The organism is Aeromonas veronii bv. veronii, assembly GCF_000820225.1.
GTDB classification, from domain to species: domain Bacteria; phylum Pseudomonadota; class Gammaproteobacteria; order Enterobacterales; family Aeromonadaceae; genus Aeromonas; species Aeromonas veronii.
Window position 1 is genome coordinate 428,507 of sequence record NZ_CDDK01000018.1, and the last position, 14,937, is coordinate 443,443.

Genomic DNA, 14,937 nt, shown 5'->3' on the forward strand with positions numbered 1-14,937 from the left:
TTTGATAAAGGTATGATTTTTGCTTGAGGCTGCCATTCGATAAAACAAGGAGATGGTGTTGAAATTTCTGACCGTTCACTCCCTCGCCCAGGATTCATCGCTGGCGGCCCAAGATATCTGCGCGCAGCTGCGCCACTATGCCGATCAGGCCCCCTCCCTGCTGTTACTCTATTTTACCCAAGCCCATGAGGGGGCGATACTGCGCGACGCGCTCAAACGCCAGTTCCCGACGACCCGCCTGCTTGGGTGCAGCTCTTGCGGTGGTGTCATGACCGAGATGGGACACCACGCCCGAGACGGATATGGGCTGGCCGTTGCTGCCCTGTACGATGAGAAAGGGGCATTCGGGGTAGCCGGTGCCAGCGGTGACGGGGTGGATGTGCGGCAGTTGCTGCGCCGAGCCATGAGCGACTGTGGTCGACCGGGCGAGCTGCCCCAGTTGATTCTGTTTCACGCCAGTCCCGGCAAGGAAGAGGGGCTGCTGGCCGGTATCGAGGCCGAACTCGGTGCCTCGGTGCCGGTGGTCGGTGGATCCGCGGCAGATAGCAGCGTCAGCGGTGACTGGCAGCTCTGCTGGGATGAGGCGGTGGCTCAGGATGGCATCGGTCTGGCGGTGCTCTATCCCGATTGCCAGCTCGCTTTTCAGTTTCACTCCGGTTATGTGCCTGCCGAATTCAGCGGCGAGATCACCACCTGCAACGGGCGGGAGGTACTCACCATCGATCACCAGCCTGCCGCCGAGGTCTATGCCCGCTGGTGCGGGCGCGAGCAGCTCTGGCCGGTGGGAGCGATTTTGCGCGAGACCACGCTCACCCCGCTGGCTCGTCAGGTGGGAGCGCTGGATGGTATTCCTTACTACAAACTTTCCCATCCCGAAGCGGTGACCGAACAGGGCGGGCTGCGGCTTTTTACCGATGTGGTGCAAGGGGAGCGTCTGCTGTTGATGTACAGCAGTCAGGAAGGGTTGCTGCAGCGCAGCCTCAATGCCATGCGTATCGAGCCAGGGTATGGGGTCGACGTGGAATTGCAGCCCATCGGCGCGCTCATCATCTTTTGTGCTGGTTGTCGTTTGGCGCTAGGTGATATGTTGTGCCAATTTGTCGAGCAGAGCCAGGCTCGCCTCGGCAAGATCCCCTTTATCACCCCCTTTACCTTCGGCGAACAGGGGCGGCTGCCCAATGGCGAGCTGGCCCACGGCAACCTGATGGTATCGAGCGTGATTTTCCTGACCCGTTGAGTCGGCAGAACATAATAGAGCAGGCAACAAGATGATTGGCAACAGTGAACTGGAAGCCCTCGGCGACAAATTGCAGACCACGCTGGTCGACCTTATGCGTTGCCGCGAGCGCGAGGCCAAGTATCGTCACGAGTCCCAGACTCTGCTGGGGGGGGTTGCCACCCTCGCCGATGCCAAGACGCTGGAGCAGGTGCTGGAGAGCCTTATCCAGGTGCTCAAACCCTTTATCGGCTTTGAGCACGCGGATGTGGTGGCCTGGGAAGGGGAGCAGGGAAGTACCCACCTCAGTACCGAGCCAATGCTATCAGCCCGCAGTTGGCGCATGACCCCGGCATTTGCCCGCGCTATCTCGGGTGAAACCCTAGTGATTTACGATCCCGCCCAGCTGCCTGAGCTTGCGCCGCTGGCGAGCGAGCCGGGCTGGGCCAGCGTGATGCTGACCGGGCTGCAGGCCCCCGGTTTTACCGCCACCCTCATCTGCCGCCACGCTCGGGCGGGCACCTTCGATCTCACCAGCAAGGCCGCCATGGAGCGTTGCCGCCCGCTTATCGCCCAAGCGCTGGTCAACATCACCTATCGGGCCCGCTTGCAGGAACAGGTCGCGGTAAAAACCGAGGCGCTGCAGGCCAGCGAACGCCGTTTTCGCAGCTTCGCCGCCATGGCTTCGGACTGGTTCTGGGAGACAGATGCCGAGCATCGCCTTAGTTATGCCTCTGAGCCGGGTTATCTGGATGAGATGACCCCGCAGGCGACCCGGCCGACCCTCTATGACTACGTCTGCAACAAGCAGAGCTGCGATGCCCAGAAATACCTGCAGCTTTTGGATCTGCGCCAGCCGGTGCGAGGGGTGCGGATGCAGGTTGCGCTGCAACATGGCCCCTGCTGGATGGAGGTGAGTGCCGAGCCTTGCTTTGACCATGATGGCCTGTTTATTGGTTATCGCGGCACTGCTCGGGATATCAGTAACCAGATCCGTAGGGAAGAGGAGCTGGCGCGGGCACGGGATGAGGCTGAAGCGGCCAACCGTGCCAAGTCCCAGTTTCTCGCCATGATGACCCATGAGATCCGCTCGCCCATGAATGCGGTGTTGGGGATGCTCGATCTGGTGCAGCATGCCGAGCTGGCGCCGGAGCAACAGAGCCTGCTGCGCCATGCCACCCACTCGGCCAGATTGCTGCAAACCATCATCGACGACGTGCTCGATTTTTCGAAAATTGAGTCGCAAACCCTGGTGTTTCACTGCGAGACCCTGCAACCCGTCCAGCTTTGCCAATCTCTGGTCGAGCCGCTGCAAGCTCGCGCGACCGCCAAGGGGATTGCGCTGGTTTATCGGGTCGATGAGTCTGTGCCCCGGGAGTTGCAGGGGGATCCGATGCGTCTGTCGCAGGTGATGGGTAATCTGCTGGACAACGCCCTCAAATTTACCGAGCAGGGGCAGGTGACACTGCACCTGGGTTGGCAGGATGAGAAGCTGCTGATCTCGGTCTCCGACACCGGGATCGGGATCGCTGATGCGGATCAGGCGCTGCTGTTTGAACCCTTCTCCCAGGTCGACAACTCGGCCACCCGGCGTTTTTCCGGTACCGGCCTCGGTCTTGCCATCAGCAAGCGTCTGGTGACGCTTATGGGGGGAGAGATCCACCTGAAGAGCGAGCCGGGCAAGGGAAGCTGTTTCTGGTTCGAACTGCCTGGCATGGCGTTGCCTTGCCATAGCCAGCCGCAGCGGGAGGAGGGGGCTTCGGCACTGCTGCCACTGGATGTGCTGGTGGTGGAGGACAGCCCGGTGAACCAGTTGGTGGTGTCGCTGATGCTGCAAAAACTGGTGGGCAAGGTTCGGCTGGCTGCCAATGGTCTGGAAGCGCTGGCGCAGGTGGATGAGCAGATCCCGGATCTGATCCTGATGGATATGCGGATGCCCCTGATGGACGGACTGGAAGCCACCCGGCGCTTGCGGGAGCTGGGATGTACTATGCCTATCATCGCCCTGACGGCCAATGCTATGGCGGAGGACAAGGCGTGCTGTCTGGCGCAGGGGATGGATGACTTTCTCGCCAAGCCCATCACCTTGTCACGGCTGAGAGAGTGTTTGCAGCGTCATTTTGGTCAGCGGTTGCCGACGCGCGGATAAAAAAAATGGTCAACTTTGTGGGTTGACCAGTTCTTCAGCAAATACTGAAGAGAGCACGGGATAAATCGGGTTGTATCAATCTATATGAAAAATCTGTGCCAACTTTTTCAGGACTCTTTTGTGTTCAATTTTGGCCGTTTAGCGCAGCGGCTCTCTCTTGTTATGGTGTTTTGCGTTCCTACTTACTCGCAAAATGCGAATTTCACATTTTCATTGTTGGAATAATTGCATTTTGCAACGCTGTTTTTGTCATTGTGAAATCAGGCGATGCAGGAATTTACGGGCCGCTTCGCTGTTTTGTTTGGCAATCAGCATCTGCTTTTCATAAATCGGCATCGGCAATATCTCGAGCCAGCGTTGGCAGAGCCAGGCGGCATCTTCAAAGCGCTTGTCCGGATAGAGCTCATCAAGCTCCGGATACTGCTCGAACACTTCCCGCAGGCGATTGACCAGCAGCTTGTCGTTGAAATCTGAGTGGGTGCTCGGCCAGTTGGGCAGCATCTCCACCTTGGCCCGGCGCAGGCCCATCTCGTCTGTTTCCATCTCGTGGATACAGAAGCGCTCCAGTCCCAGCACCGTCACCCCCAGCAGGCCATCATTGAGGGTGTAGAAGTCGGTCACCTTGACCCGGGTCCCCACCGGCAGAATGCGGCCGGACTGTCCCGAGGTGGTCGACTCTTCCATCACGATGCCAAAGCCCTGATCGTTGATGAATGACTCCTTGAGCATCTGCAGGTGGCGTGGCTCGAACAGACGCAGAGGAAGCTTGCCGCCCGGCAGTATGTGGGAAGGCAAGGGGAACAGTGCCAAAGGTTGTAGTTTCATGTTCCATCCTCCATTGAGTAGTTGCTGAATATGACAATGCAGCGACTGTGCCAGAGAATGAAAAAAGCCACCGGAGGGTGGCTTTTCGGGCGGTTGAGGGCGCTTAGTTGCGCTGCTCCAGATACATGACAGCTGCTTCCACGCGGCTTTGCGCCTCGAGTTTCTTCAGCAGGCTCTTCACGTGAACCTTGACCGTTCCCTCGGAGATATGGAGTACCGAGGCGACCTGTTTGTTGGAGAGGCCTTTTGCAATTTCGCGCAGGATTTGCATTTCGCGACGCGTTAAGCTTTCCAGCTTCTGCTGCAGGTGATCCAGCTCGTAGATGTTTTCGAGATAGGGGCGCAGCGGTTCGCTCAGGATCTGCTTGCCGGTCATCACGTCGGCCAGCTGGGCCAGCAGCAGATCAGGCTCGGTATCCTTGAGCAGGTAGCCGTCGGCACCGGCCTTGAGCAAAGCCACCACATCCTGACGGGCATCGGAGACGGTGAGGATCACCACCCGGGAGGTGATCTCTTCGGCCCGCAGCGCCTTGAGGGTATCGAGGCCGGAGAGCCCCTTCATGTTGAGGTCGAGCAGGATCAGGTCCGGCTCGGACTCTTTGGCCAGCGCCACGGCATCTGTGCCGTTGGAGGCTTCACCGGTCACCTCCATGTTCTCTTCCAGAGCCAGCAACTGCACAATCCCTTTGCGCATGAGGGGATGGTCATCTACGACCAGAACTGTGTATTTCATCTCGTCCATCAGGCGTCTCTCGCTAGACTGGTGGGAAAGGTCAGATGCACGCAGGTGCCTTGTGGTTGCTGCTCGTTGATGGTCAGCAGACCGTGCAGTTTGCTGGCGCGCTCGTTCATGATGCTCAACCCGTAATGGTTGATCGCCGAGCTGGCGAGTCCGATCCCGACACCGTCATCTGAAATCTGAACCTCAATGTTACCACTGGCGAGGGTCTCACAGCTAACATCAATCACTTGCGCGTTGGCATGTTTGATGGCATTGAGCACTGCCTCACGGATCAACTGCAAAATGTGGATATGCTGGCCCGCCTCCAGGTCGTTGTCGGCCAGTCCGTAATGGAACCGGATTTCGGCCTGGGTCTGAGGTTGCAGTTGATCGAGCATGACGCGGATCGCTTCCCCCAGATTGGCATCGCCAATGGTGAGACGGAAGGTACCGAGCAGTTCACGCAACTGGGTATAGGCATTGCTAAGCCCCTCGTCGATCTGCTGCATCGCCTCCTGCGCCTTGTCATGCTGCTCCTTGGCGTAAGAGCGCTTGAGCAGGGTGGACTGGATCTTGAGGTAGGAGAGCGCCTGCGCCAGCGAGTCGTGCAGCTCCCGGGCGATCACCGCCCGCTCCTCCATCAGCAGCAGTCGCTGCTGTTGCAGCAGGGTCTGGTCTTTGTGCAGCACCTGAGCCAGCAGCATGGTGAAGTTCTTGATCAACCGCTCATCGATGGGGTGCTGGCTGATGATGTCGAGGCGGCCGAACTCCTGCTCATCCATCTGCAGATAAAAGCTGGCGACCGCATCGAGATCGCCGGGCCAGCCGGTGCGCCCCGAGATGTAGACCGGCATGGCGTTGTGCTCGAAGCGGGTCAGCCGGATGTGGTCGATATGCTGGTGGGCGGCAGCCCTGTCCAGCAGTTTGATAAGGGTACGGGTGCTGAGCGGGGCAGCGTGCAGCTTTTGGGCGGTCGAGTAGAGAAACGAGAGGGTGTCGTTGGCCTGTTGCAGCTTGGCGGTTTTCTCTTCCACCTTGTTTTCCAGCTCCCGATAGAGTTTGCCCAGCTCATCGGCCATGGTGACGAAGGCGCGCGACAGCTCCCCCAGCTCGTTTTCGCCGTGGGCGGGCAGCTTAAGATCGAAATCCTGCCGCTGGATCTGGCGGGCGCAGTAGACCAGCTGGTTGAGGGGGGCGACCACCTGCTGACGGGTGAAGCGCACCGTAAACCAGGCGATGGTGATGATGGCCAGCAGGCCGAGCCCCTCCGCCAGTGCCAGCATCCTCACCTTGAATTCCACGTGGTACTGCATCTGATTGACGAAATTATCGATGGCCGCCACAAACTGCTCGGTGTTATCGGTGTACCGTCTGGGGGTGCGATCCTCGATGTGCTGGCGCATCACCTGCCACTGGCCGAGCACCTCGCCATAGGTGCGACGCAGGGAGGCAGGAGTGATCCAGCGCTGGGTCTCCTGCAGCTCTTCGGCGTGCAGGGTCTCTTCAAACTGGGAGAGGCGCCCCAGCACGCTGTCGCCCCGCTCGATTTCGTAGGCCATCCGGTAGGCCTGCATCCGCAGCGAACCGGAGAGGTTGATCGCCTTGGCATCGGGTACCGAGTAGAAGAGGGTGACCATGGCGACCAGCGCGATCAGGCTGGCCATGAAGAGGATCAATACCATGGCGCGGCCAATGGCACTGCTGACCGAATGGACCCTGAACCGTTTTCCCATACTGATGCGCACCTCTGAATAGTGATAAGGACCCCGCAAGATGCGTGGGAGTGTACTCCAACTTGTGTTAGCATCGAAAAACTAGATGAACTCCGAGCGGTTTTGCCTAAGTCCTAGCGATAGGGGGAAACCAGCCGTCAGCCGACGTTCGAGCTGTAAGGGTCAGGAAAGAAATGCCCTGGCCTCCCGTATTTGGAAAGGTGTTTATGTTGCCACTTGAAGATGGTTTTTCCCGTCGTTTTTACTATTTGCGTCTGTCAGTGACCGATGTGTGCAATTTCCGTTGCACCTATTGTTTGCCTGACGGCTATCGCCCCCCGGAAGGCCACAAAACGGGGCGTCAACCCTTTCTCTCGATTGACGAGATCCGCCGCGTGGTCAGCGGTTTTGCCGCCATGGGCACCCGCAAGGTGCGCATCACGGGGGGCGAGCCCTCCCTGCGCCGCGATTTCACCGAGATCGTCAAGGTGATTGCCACCACCCCGGGCATCGAGAAGGTCGCCATGACCACCAACGGCTATCGCCTCAAGGAGCGGGCTCAGGAGTGGTTTGATGCCGGACTCAACGCGCTGAATGTCAGTGTCGACAGTCTCGACCCGCGCCAGTTTCATCAGATCACCGGTGAGAACAAGCTGGCCGAAGTGATGGAGGGGATCGAAGCAGCACTGGCCGCCGGTTTCAAATCGGTGAAGATCAATGCTGTGCTGCTCAAGGGGCTCAACGACTACCAGCTTGATGCCTTTCTGGGCTGGATCAGGCACAAGCCCATCGAGCTGCGCTTTATCGAGCTGATGCAGACTGGCGAGATGGATACCCTGTTTCGTGACCACCATGTCAGCGGCGAACAGATCAAACAGCGCTTGCTGGAGAGCGGTTGGGTGCAGCAGTTGCGGGGCACGGATGACGGTCCGGCGCAGGTCTTTATGCACCCCGATTCGCAAGGTGGGGTGGGGCTTATCATGCCCTACAGCAAGGATTTCTGTGCCGGTTGCAACCGGCTGCGGGTCTCCTCGCTGGGGAAGCTGCATCTGTGCCTGTTTGGCGACAACGGCATCGACCTGCGGGATCTGCTCGGCGCAGATGGACAATCTGATGAGCTGCAACAGCGCATTCGCGCGGCACTGGCGGGCAAGAGTGCCACCCATCGTCTCCATGAGGGCAATGCCGGCATCACCCCTCATCTCGCCTCGATCGGCGGATAACCGCAAAAAATCGCCAACGATTAAATAGCAATCCTCACATGGAGGTATTTTAACCGATACCTCCATTTTTATTGCGCTGCAAGGCTTTGATCTGGCGCAAGAATCCCCCCTGTTTATCTCCCTGGTGGTATATCCCTTACCTTGTCAGGGCCGCAATATACACCCACTCTTATAATTGGTATCAAGAATGCCAATCATGGACTCGCACTGTCCCCTTTTTCACCAGAACAGGAGTCAACATGCCGGATGAGATCGATCTTGCCCGCCGCGGCCTGTTCCGGGGGCGGCTGAGAACTGCCGAACCGCCGGTGCAGTTGCCCTGGTCAGTCAACTGGTCGGCATTTGTCGCCGACTGCACCCGCTGCGGGGACTGTCTGGCGGCCTGTCCGGAGCAGATCCTGGTGAATGGCGAGGGTGGTTTTCCGGTGGTCGATTTCCAGCGTGGCGAATGCACCTTCTGCACCGAGTGCGTCACGGTCTGCAAGGCGCCGCTGTTTCGCCCGACCAGCGAGTCCCCCTGGCACTATAAGGCCCATATCGAGGCCAACTGTCTGGCCAATGGTCAGGTGTTCTGCCAGCGCTGTCAGGACAGCTGTGAGCCCAATGCCATTCGTTTTATTCCGGTGCTGGGGCGTGTGCCCACCCCGACGGTCGAGCCGGATCGCTGTAATGGCTGCGGCGCCTGTGTGCAGGATTGTCCGGTTGGCAGCATCAAGGTCGACGGGCGAGCCGCCCCATCCGGTGGTGCGAGCCAGCCCACCCTCAAGCAGGAGTCAGAATGAGTCAGAAGCCGTGTGACACAGAAGCCACAATGGATCAGGAGTTCCATGTATCGAGTCTGGTGGTGCTGACCCAGCCCCCTTTGCGCCATCAGCTCGCCGAGCAGATTGGCGCCCTTGAAGGGGCCGAGATCCACGCCGTCAGTGACGAGGGCAAGCTGGTCGTGACCCTGGAAGGTCCGAGCCAGCGGCCGATCATGGCGGCCATTGATGCGATACAGGCGATGCCGGGTGTGCTCTCAGCCGCCCTGATTTACCACCAGTTCGATGAACTGGGCGGTCACTGAAAAGAGTGATGGGATGCCGGGCGTGCCCTCTGCCGCTGATGGCTGGCTCCCGTTCGACAGATTCGACAACTATTACGCGATAAGCAATGTGAGGATATGCCATGAAGCTGAGTCGACGCGACTTTATGAAGGCCAACGCGGTGGCAGCTGCCGCTGCCGTGGCCGGTGTCAGTGCCCCCACGCTGGCAGCCAATCTCATCACCAGTACCGACAAGACGGCCATCCATTGGGATAAGGCACCCTGCCGCTTCTGCGGTACCGGCTGCTCCGTGCTGGTGGGCTCTCAGGATGGTCGGGTCGTGGCGACTCAGGGCGACCCCGATGCACCGGTCAACCGTGGCCTCAACTGCATCAAGGGCTACTTCCTCTCCAAGATCATGTACGGCCAGGATCGCCTGACCCAGCCGATGCTGCGGATGAAGAACGGCCAGTTCGACAAGGATGGCGACTTCGCCCCCATCAGCTGGGATCAGGCGTTCGACATCATGGCCGAGAAGTTCAAGGCAACTCTGAAAGAGAAGGGGCCGACCGCTGTCGGCATGTTCGGCTCCGGCCAGTGGACCGTCTGGGAAGGTTACGCTGCCGCCAAGCTGATGAAGGCCGGTTTCCGCTCCAACAACATCGACCCCAATGCCCGCCACTGCATGGCCTCTGCGGTCGTCGGCTTTATGCGTACCTTCGGCATGGATGAGCCGATGGGCTGTTACGACGATATCGAGCAGGCCGATGCGTTCGTGCTGTGGGGCTCCAACATGGCCGAGATGCACCCCATCCTCTGGTCGCGGATGTCTGATCGCCGTCTCTCCAACCCGGATGTGCAGGTGCACGTGCTCTCGACCTTCGAACACCGCAGCTTCGAGCTGGCGGACAACGGCATGGTGTTCACTCCGCAGACCGACCTGGCGATCCTCAACTATGTCGCCAACTACATCATCCAGAACGACAAGGTGAACTGGGACTTCGTCAACAAACACACCGTGTTCAAGAAGGGGGTCACCGATATCGGTTACGGCCTGCGCCCGACCGATCCGCTGCAGCAGAAAGCGAAGAATCCGGACAGCGGCGATGCCACTCCGATGACCTTTGAGGAGTTTGCCAAGTTCGTGGCGGATTACGATGTGGAGTCGGTCTCCAAGCTCTCCGGCGTCTCCAAAGAGAAGCTGGAAAAGCTGGCCAAGCTCTATGCCGATCCGGGCAAGAAGGTGGTCTCTTACTGGACCATGGGCTTCAACCAGCATACCCGTGGCGTCTGGGCCAACAACCTCTGCTACAACATCCACCTGCTGACCGGCAAGATCTCCGAGCCGGGTAATGGTCCTTTCTCACTGACCGGCCAGCCCTCTGCCTGTGGCACTGCGCGTGAAGTGGGTACCTTTGCCCACCGTCTGCCTGCCGACATGGTGGTGACCGAGCCCAAGCACCGCGTCATTGCCGAGCAGATCTGGAAACTGCCAGAAGGGACCATTCCCGACAAGGTGGGTTTCCACGCCGTGCTGCAGGATCGCATGCTCAAAGATGGCAAGCTCAACGCCTACTGGGTGATGTGCAACAACAACATGCAGGCCGGCCCCAACATGAATACCGATCGCCTGCCTGGCTATCGCGATCCGCGCAACTTCATCGTGGTCTCTGACCCGTACCCGACCGTCACTGCCCAGGCGGCTGATCTGATCCTGCCCACCGCCATGTGGGTGGAGAAAGAGGGGGCCTACGGCAACGCCGAGCGCCGCACCCAGTTCTGGCACCAGCAGGTGAAAGCGCCGGAAGGGGCCAAGTCCGACTTGTGGCAGCTGATGGAGTTCTCCAAGCGCTTCAAGGTTGAGGAAGTCTGGCCGGCTGAACTGATTGCCAAGATGCCGGAAGTGAAGGGCAAAACCCTGTTCGACGTGCTCTATGCCAACGGTCAGGTCAACCAGTTCCCGAAAGAGCAGAGCAAGGGGCTGCTGAACGACGAGGCCGAGCACTTCGGTTTCTACGTCCAGAAAGGGTTGTTCGAAGAGTACGCCACCTTCGGTCGCGGTCACGGCCACGATCTGGCACCGTTCGATCAGTACCACGAAGCGCGTGGTCTGCGCTGGCCTGTGGTAGATGGCAAAGAGACTCTGTGGCGATATCGCGAAGGGTTTGACCCCTATGTGAAAGCGGGCGAGGGGGTACGTTTTTATGGCAAGCCCGATGGCAAGGCGGTCATCTTCGCCCTGCCGTTCGAGCCCGCCGCCGAGTCGCCGGATCAGGAGTACGATCTGTGGCTCTCCACCGGTCGCGTGCTGGAACACTGGCACACCGGCACCATGACCCGTCGGGTACCCGAGCTCTATCGCGCCTTCCCGGATGCGGTGCTCTTCATGCACCCGGACGATGCCAAGGCTCGCGGCGTGCGCCGTGGTGAAGAGGTGATCGTCTCCTCCCGCCGTGGCGAGGTGAAGACCCGCGTCGAGACCCGTGGTCGCAACCGTCCGCCGAAAGGACTGGTCTTCATGCCCTTCTTTGATGCGAGCCAGTTGGTCAACAAGCTGACCCTGGACGCCACCGATCCGCTCTCGAAAGAGACCGATTACAAGAAGTGCGCCGTCAAGGTGATGAAGGCCTGAGGCGGGGGAGTACGAGATGAGTCGTAGTCGTCGCCAGTTTTTGGCCGACATGGCCAAGGGGGCCTGCGGTGTGGGCCTGCTTGGCGTGGGGCTCGGTGGCGTGGCCCGCCAGCAGGCACAAGCTGTGCCTGCCCAGGCGCTGCGTCCGCCTGCAGCCCTCGATGAAACAGAGTTTCTCGGCGCCTGTGTGCGTTGCGGGCTCTGCGTCGAGGCGTGCCCCTACGACACCCTCAAGCTCGCCCGGCTGTTTGACCCTGTGACCACTGGCACCCCCTATTTCAAGGCGCGTGCCGTGCCCTGCGAGATGTGTGATGACATCCCTTGTGTGGTGGCCTGTCCGAGCGGGGCGCTGGATCAGCAGATGACCGACATCGATCAGGCCCGGATGGGGGTGGCAGTGCTCATCGATCACGAGACCTGCCTCAACTATCTGGGGCTGCGCTGCGATGTCTGTTATCGGGTCTGCCCGCTGATTGACAAGGCGATCACTCTTGAGCTGCAGCATAACCAGCGTACCGGCAAACACGCCATGTTCCTGCCCACGGTACACAGCGATGTCTGTACCGGCTGTGGCAAGTGCGAGCATGCCTGCGTGCTGGAGGAGGCCGCCATCAAGGTGGTGCCACGCCAGCTTGCCAAAGGTGAGCTGGGTCATCACTACCGGCTCGGCTGGGAAGAGAAGGCCAAGGCGGGGAACAAGTCGCTCATCGGCGACAGACTCACCCTGCCCACCCGCAAACCGGAGGGGTTATGAGTCGTTATCCGGGGGAAGAGGCTCGCATCAAGCTGGGGTGGTGGCGTTCCCACCGCTTCCTGCTGCTGCGTCGGCTGAGTCAGTTCAGCGTGCTCGGGCTGTTTTTGCTGGGGCCGCTGGCGGGCATCTGGATTCTCAAGGGCAACCTCTCCAGCTCGCTGTTGTTGGAGACGGTACCGCTGACCGATCCCCTCACGCTGTTGCAGTCGCTGGCGGCGGGTCACTGGCCCATCACAACTCTCTGGCTGGGTGCTGCCATTGTGCTGGCCGGTTACTGGCTGGTCGGGGGGCGGGTGTTCTGCTCCTGGGTCTGTCCGGTCAACCTTATCACGGATGCCGCAGCCTGGCTCAGGGGGCGACTTGGCCTCAAGGGCAATGGCCAGTTCAGCCGTGCGACCCGCTACTGGCTGCTGGCCATGGTGCTGGTGGTGCCAGCGGTGGTCGGGGTGATGGCGTGGGAGCTGGTCAATCCTGTGTCGCTGGCCATGCGCGGCCTGCTGTTTGGCATGGGGGCGGGCTGGGCTCTGCTGGCGGCGCTATTCCTGTTCGATCTCTTCGTAGTTGAGCGGGGCTGGTGCGGTCATCTCTGTCCGGTGGGTGCCTTCTATGCCCTGGTCAACCGGGTCGGATTTATCAAGATTTCTGCCAAGGGGCGCGAGCGGTGCAACAACTGCATGGATTGTTATGCGGTCTGCCCGGAGCGTCCCATCCTGCGCGGGCCTCTTCATGGTGCCAAGCGCGGTCACGGGCCCTTGATTGCGGCTCAGGAGTGTACCAACTGTGGCCGCTGCATCGATGTCTGCGCGGAACAAGTTTTTGAAATCACTGTAGGTTTTGCCGTCAAGGCAGAAAAAACGTCGGAGAACAAATAATGAAAAAGCTGATTGGAGCAATGCTGGCCTGCCTGATGGCGGGATCCTTGATGGCAGCGGCCCCCGAGATCACCAACAGTACCGGTGGCCTCAAGTCCGAGCGGGGCGCCACCGATCTGGTGACCGATGCCACCGCCGCGCCCCTGAAAAACTTCCGCAAGGATGGCGCGCCCTACGATCGCCAGTACATGCATCAGCCGCCGCTGATCCCCCACGACATTCGCAACTATGAAGTAGATACCAAGGTCAACAAGTGCCTGGCTTGCCACAGCTTCAAGAATGCCAGCGCCATGAAGGCCCCCAAGATCAGCCCGACTCACTTCGAGACCCGCGACGGCCTGACCCTGGGTGAAGTGTCGCCGCGTCGCTACTTCTGCCTGCAGTGCCATGTACCGCAAGCGGATGCCAAGCCGCTGGTGGAAAATACCTTTAAACCGGTTGAAGCGCTGAACTGAGGAATCCATAGATGAAATTACCCGGCTTTATCCAGCGTCTGTGGACCACCTTCAAGTCACCATCGAAGGCGGCTCTCTGGGTCATCCTGCTGATGGGCTTCTTCGGTGGCGTGATTTTCTGGGGTGGCTTCAACACCGCCATGGAAGCATCCAACACCGAGGCCTTCTGCACCAGCTGTCACGAGATGAAGGACAACGTGTTCGAGGAGTATCGCGATACCATCCACTACGCTAACCGCTCCGGTGTGCGGGCCAGCTGCCCGGATTGCCACGTACCCCATGAGTGGACCTACAAGATCATCCGCAAGGTGCAGGCTTCCAAGGAGCTGTGGGGCATGATCACCGGCAAGGTGGATACCCGCGAGAAGTTCGAGTCGCACCGGCGCGAGATGGCGGAACGGGAGTGGCAACGAATGAAAGAGACCGATTCGCGCGAGTGCCGCAACTGCCACAACTTCGAGTACATGGACTTCTCCCTGCAGGGGCAGCGTGCCGCCAAGATGCACTCTACCAATCTGGCCAGTGGTGAAAGTACCTGCATCGACTGTCACAAGGGGATAGCTCACCAGCTGCCCGACATGACCGGGGTGAAAGGGTTCTGATCCTGCGACGACAGGCCGGGTTTGCCCGGCCTGCGTTTTGTTCATATATGGGACAAGCATCAGATTTGTGTGTCTTTTAAATCCCATATCTCGTGAAACCTTTGATAGAATCAGCCCGCCGTCACACGCTTGAGCAAGTTGGTCACCCCTGTCTGCGTCCGTTTTTGCGCCCTGACAGCTGGCCTCTCATACCCCTTCTCTTCCTGCCTCGTTGACGGCCCATAGCCACAAGGAGCTGCCCGATGGGACAGAAACACAACGCATTTATTCCCCTCAAGATCGCCGTGCTGACGGTCTCCGACAGCCGCACCGCCGCCGATGACAGCTCGGGCGACTATCTGGTCTCAGCCCTTACCGACGCGGGCCATCAGTTGGCCGATCGGGCGCTCTGCCCGGACAACCTGTTTCGCATCCGCGCGCGGGTGAGCGAGTGGATCGCCGATGAGGGGGTGCAGGTGGTACTGATTAACGGCGGTACCGGCTTCAATGAACAGAACCGGGTACCGGAAGCGGTCGGTGTGCTGTTCGAGCGCACCGTACAGGGTTTTGGCGAGATGTTCCGTCAACTCTCTTTTGCCGAGATTAAAGGCTCCGCCATGCAGAGCCGTGCGCTGGCGGGACTCGCCAATCGCACCCTGATCTGCTGTCTGCCCGGCTCCACCGGCGCTTGCCAGCTGGGTTGGGAGCAACTGATCCGCGATCAGCTCGATGCCCGCACCAAGCCGTGCAACTTTGTCTCCCACCTCTGAGA

General features: G+C 59.8%; 14 protein-coding genes and 1 riboswitch. Of the genes, 11 read left to right on the plus strand and 3 right to left on the minus strand.

All coding sequences use genetic code 11. The features are described from left to right. The first annotated feature begins 52 nt into the window (after nucleotides 1-52). Nucleotides 53-1,237 carry an FIST signal transduction protein gene (locus tag BN1139_RS08220; RefSeq protein WP_041202727.1) on the plus strand — a complete coding sequence of 395 codons (1,185 nt, stop codon included), beginning with the start codon at nucleotides 53-55 and terminating at the stop codon, nucleotides 1,235-1,237. Between the two features lie 31 nt (nucleotides 1,238-1,268). Beyond that, a complete protein-coding gene (locus BN1139_RS08225; protein WP_005353503.1) occupies nucleotides 1,269-3,365 on the plus strand; it encodes a hybrid sensor histidine kinase/response regulator in 2,097 nt (698 codons plus the stop codon). 249 nt (nucleotides 3,366-3,614) lie between these two features. On the opposite strand, the gene BN1139_RS08230 is transcribed toward BN1139_RS08225, so the two are convergent. From BN1139_RS08230 to narQ, 3 genes are all read right to left on the minus strand, one after another. Then, on the minus strand, nucleotides 3,615-4,190 hold the full coding sequence (locus BN1139_RS08230; RefSeq protein ID WP_005334473.1) for an LON peptidase substrate-binding domain-containing protein: 576 nt from the start codon (nucleotides 4,188-4,190) through the stop codon (nucleotides 3,615-3,617). 103 nt (nucleotides 4,191-4,293) lie between these two features. Further along, the gene (gene narL, locus BN1139_RS08235) at nucleotides 4,294-4,932 is read right to left on the minus strand and encodes a two-component system response regulator NarL (protein WP_005334471.1); all 639 of its coding nucleotides are present in this window, start codon (nucleotides 4,930-4,932) and stop codon (nucleotides 4,294-4,296) included. After that, entirely contained in the window at nucleotides 4,932-6,644 is a 1,713-nt protein-coding gene (gene narQ, locus BN1139_RS08240) for a nitrate/nitrite two-component system sensor histidine kinase NarQ (RefSeq protein ID WP_005353498.1), read from the minus strand. Before narQ ends, narL begins: the two co-directional genes overlap by 1 nt. A 78-nt stretch (nucleotides 6,645-6,722) precedes the next feature. Continuing rightward, a riboswitch (molybdenum cofactor riboswitch) is annotated at nucleotides 6,723-6,863 on the plus strand. Here narQ and moaA point away from each other — a divergent pair. The 9 genes from moaA to moaB all read left to right on the plus strand — a co-directional run bounded on the left by moaA (nucleotide 6,851) and on the right by moaB (nucleotide 14,935). Beyond that, complete coding sequence (gene moaA, locus BN1139_RS08245) at nucleotides 6,851-7,846, plus strand: GTP 3',8-cyclase MoaA (RefSeq protein ID WP_013723569.1); 996 nt, start codon at nucleotides 6,851-6,853, stop codon at nucleotides 7,844-7,846. (Overlaps the previous riboswitch by 13 nt.) Nucleotides 7,847-8,085: 239 nt before the next feature. Then, nucleotides 8,086-8,628 (plus strand): ferredoxin-type protein NapF, encoded by a 543-nt coding sequence (napF, locus tag BN1139_RS08250; RefSeq protein WP_005353470.1) that lies wholly within the window; start codon nucleotides 8,086-8,088, stop codon nucleotides 8,626-8,628. A gap of 29 nt (nucleotides 8,629-8,657) precedes the next feature. Further along, the gene (locus BN1139_RS08255; protein WP_031227438.1) at nucleotides 8,658-8,912 is read left to right on the plus strand and encodes a chaperone NapD; all 255 of its coding nucleotides are present in this window, start codon (nucleotides 8,658-8,660) and stop codon (nucleotides 8,910-8,912) included. 101 nt (nucleotides 8,913-9,013) lie between these two features. Beyond that, on the plus strand, nucleotides 9,014-11,503 hold the full coding sequence (gene napA, locus BN1139_RS08260; RefSeq protein WP_005353466.1) for a nitrate reductase catalytic subunit NapA: 2,490 nt from the start codon (nucleotides 9,014-9,016) through the stop codon (nucleotides 11,501-11,503). Nucleotides 11,504-11,519: 16 nt separating this feature from the next. Beyond that, complete coding sequence (gene napG / locus BN1139_RS08265) at nucleotides 11,520-12,257, plus strand: ferredoxin-type protein NapG (protein ID WP_005353463.1); 738 nt, start codon at nucleotides 11,520-11,522, stop codon at nucleotides 12,255-12,257. Beyond that, a complete protein-coding gene (napH, locus tag BN1139_RS08270) occupies nucleotides 12,254-13,129 on the plus strand; it encodes a quinol dehydrogenase ferredoxin subunit NapH (protein ID WP_005353461.1) in 876 nt (291 codons plus the stop codon). The genes napG and napH overlap by 4 nt, the downstream gene beginning before the upstream one ends. Beyond that, a complete protein-coding gene (locus BN1139_RS08275) occupies nucleotides 13,129-13,584 on the plus strand; it encodes a nitrate reductase cytochrome c-type subunit (protein ID WP_005334452.1) in 456 nt (151 codons plus the stop codon). Before napH ends, BN1139_RS08275 begins: the two co-directional genes overlap by 1 nt. A gap of 11 nt (nucleotides 13,585-13,595) precedes the next feature. Next, nucleotides 13,596-14,186, plus strand: a complete 591-nt coding sequence (locus BN1139_RS08280; protein ID WP_005353459.1) for a cytochrome c3 family protein — start codon at nucleotides 13,596-13,598, stop codon at nucleotides 14,184-14,186. A 242-nt stretch (nucleotides 14,187-14,428) separates the two neighbouring features. Then, entirely contained in the window at nucleotides 14,429-14,935 is a 507-nt protein-coding gene (moaB, locus tag BN1139_RS08285; protein WP_005344126.1) for a molybdenum cofactor biosynthesis protein B, read from the plus strand. The last annotated feature ends 2 nt before the right edge of the window (nucleotides 14,936-14,937 follow it).

What these genes read in the sequence shown, in the direction of transcription:
- BN1139_RS08230 (WP_005334473.1), bottom strand. Translation starts at nt 4,190, where the DNA reads ATGAAACTACAACCTTTGGCACTGTTCCCCTTGCCTTCCCACATACTG.
- napH (WP_005353461.1), top strand. Translation starts at nt 12,254, where the DNA reads ATGAGTCGTTATCCGGGGGAAGAGGCTCGCATCAAGCTGGGGTGGTGG.
- napA (WP_005353466.1), top strand. Translation starts at nt 9,014, where the DNA reads ATGAAGCTGAGTCGACGCGACTTTATGAAGGCCAACGCGGTGGCAGCT.
- napG (WP_005353463.1), top strand. Translation starts at nt 11,520, where the DNA reads ATGAGTCGTAGTCGTCGCCAGTTTTTGGCCGACATGGCCAAGGGGGCC.
- narQ (WP_005353498.1), bottom strand. Translation starts at nt 6,644, where the DNA reads ATGGGAAAACGGTTCAGGGTCCATTCGGTCAGCAGTGCCATTGGCCGC.
- BN1139_RS08275 (WP_005334452.1), top strand. Translation starts at nt 13,129, where the DNA reads ATGAAAAAGCTGATTGGAGCAATGCTGGCCTGCCTGATGGCGGGATCC.
- napF (WP_005353470.1), top strand. Translation starts at nt 8,086, where the DNA reads ATGCCGGATGAGATCGATCTTGCCCGCCGCGGCCTGTTCCGGGGGCGG.
- moaB (WP_005344126.1), top strand. Translation starts at nt 14,429, where the DNA reads ATGGGACAGAAACACAACGCATTTATTCCCCTCAAGATCGCCGTGCTG.
- moaA (WP_013723569.1), top strand. Translation starts at nt 6,851, where the DNA reads ATGTTGCCACTTGAAGATGGTTTTTCCCGTCGTTTTTACTATTTGCGT.
- BN1139_RS08280 (WP_005353459.1), top strand. Translation starts at nt 13,596, where the DNA reads ATGAAATTACCCGGCTTTATCCAGCGTCTGTGGACCACCTTCAAGTCA.
- BN1139_RS08225 (WP_005353503.1), top strand. Translation starts at nt 1,269, where the DNA reads ATGATTGGCAACAGTGAACTGGAAGCCCTCGGCGACAAATTGCAGACC.
- BN1139_RS08220 (WP_041202727.1), top strand. Translation starts at nt 53, where the DNA reads ATGGTGTTGAAATTTCTGACCGTTCACTCCCTCGCCCAGGATTCATCG.
- BN1139_RS08255 (WP_031227438.1), top strand. Translation starts at nt 8,658, where the DNA reads ATGGATCAGGAGTTCCATGTATCGAGTCTGGTGGTGCTGACCCAGCCC.
- narL (WP_005334471.1), bottom strand. Translation starts at nt 4,932, where the DNA reads ATGGACGAGATGAAATACACAGTTCTGGTCGTAGATGACCATCCCCTC.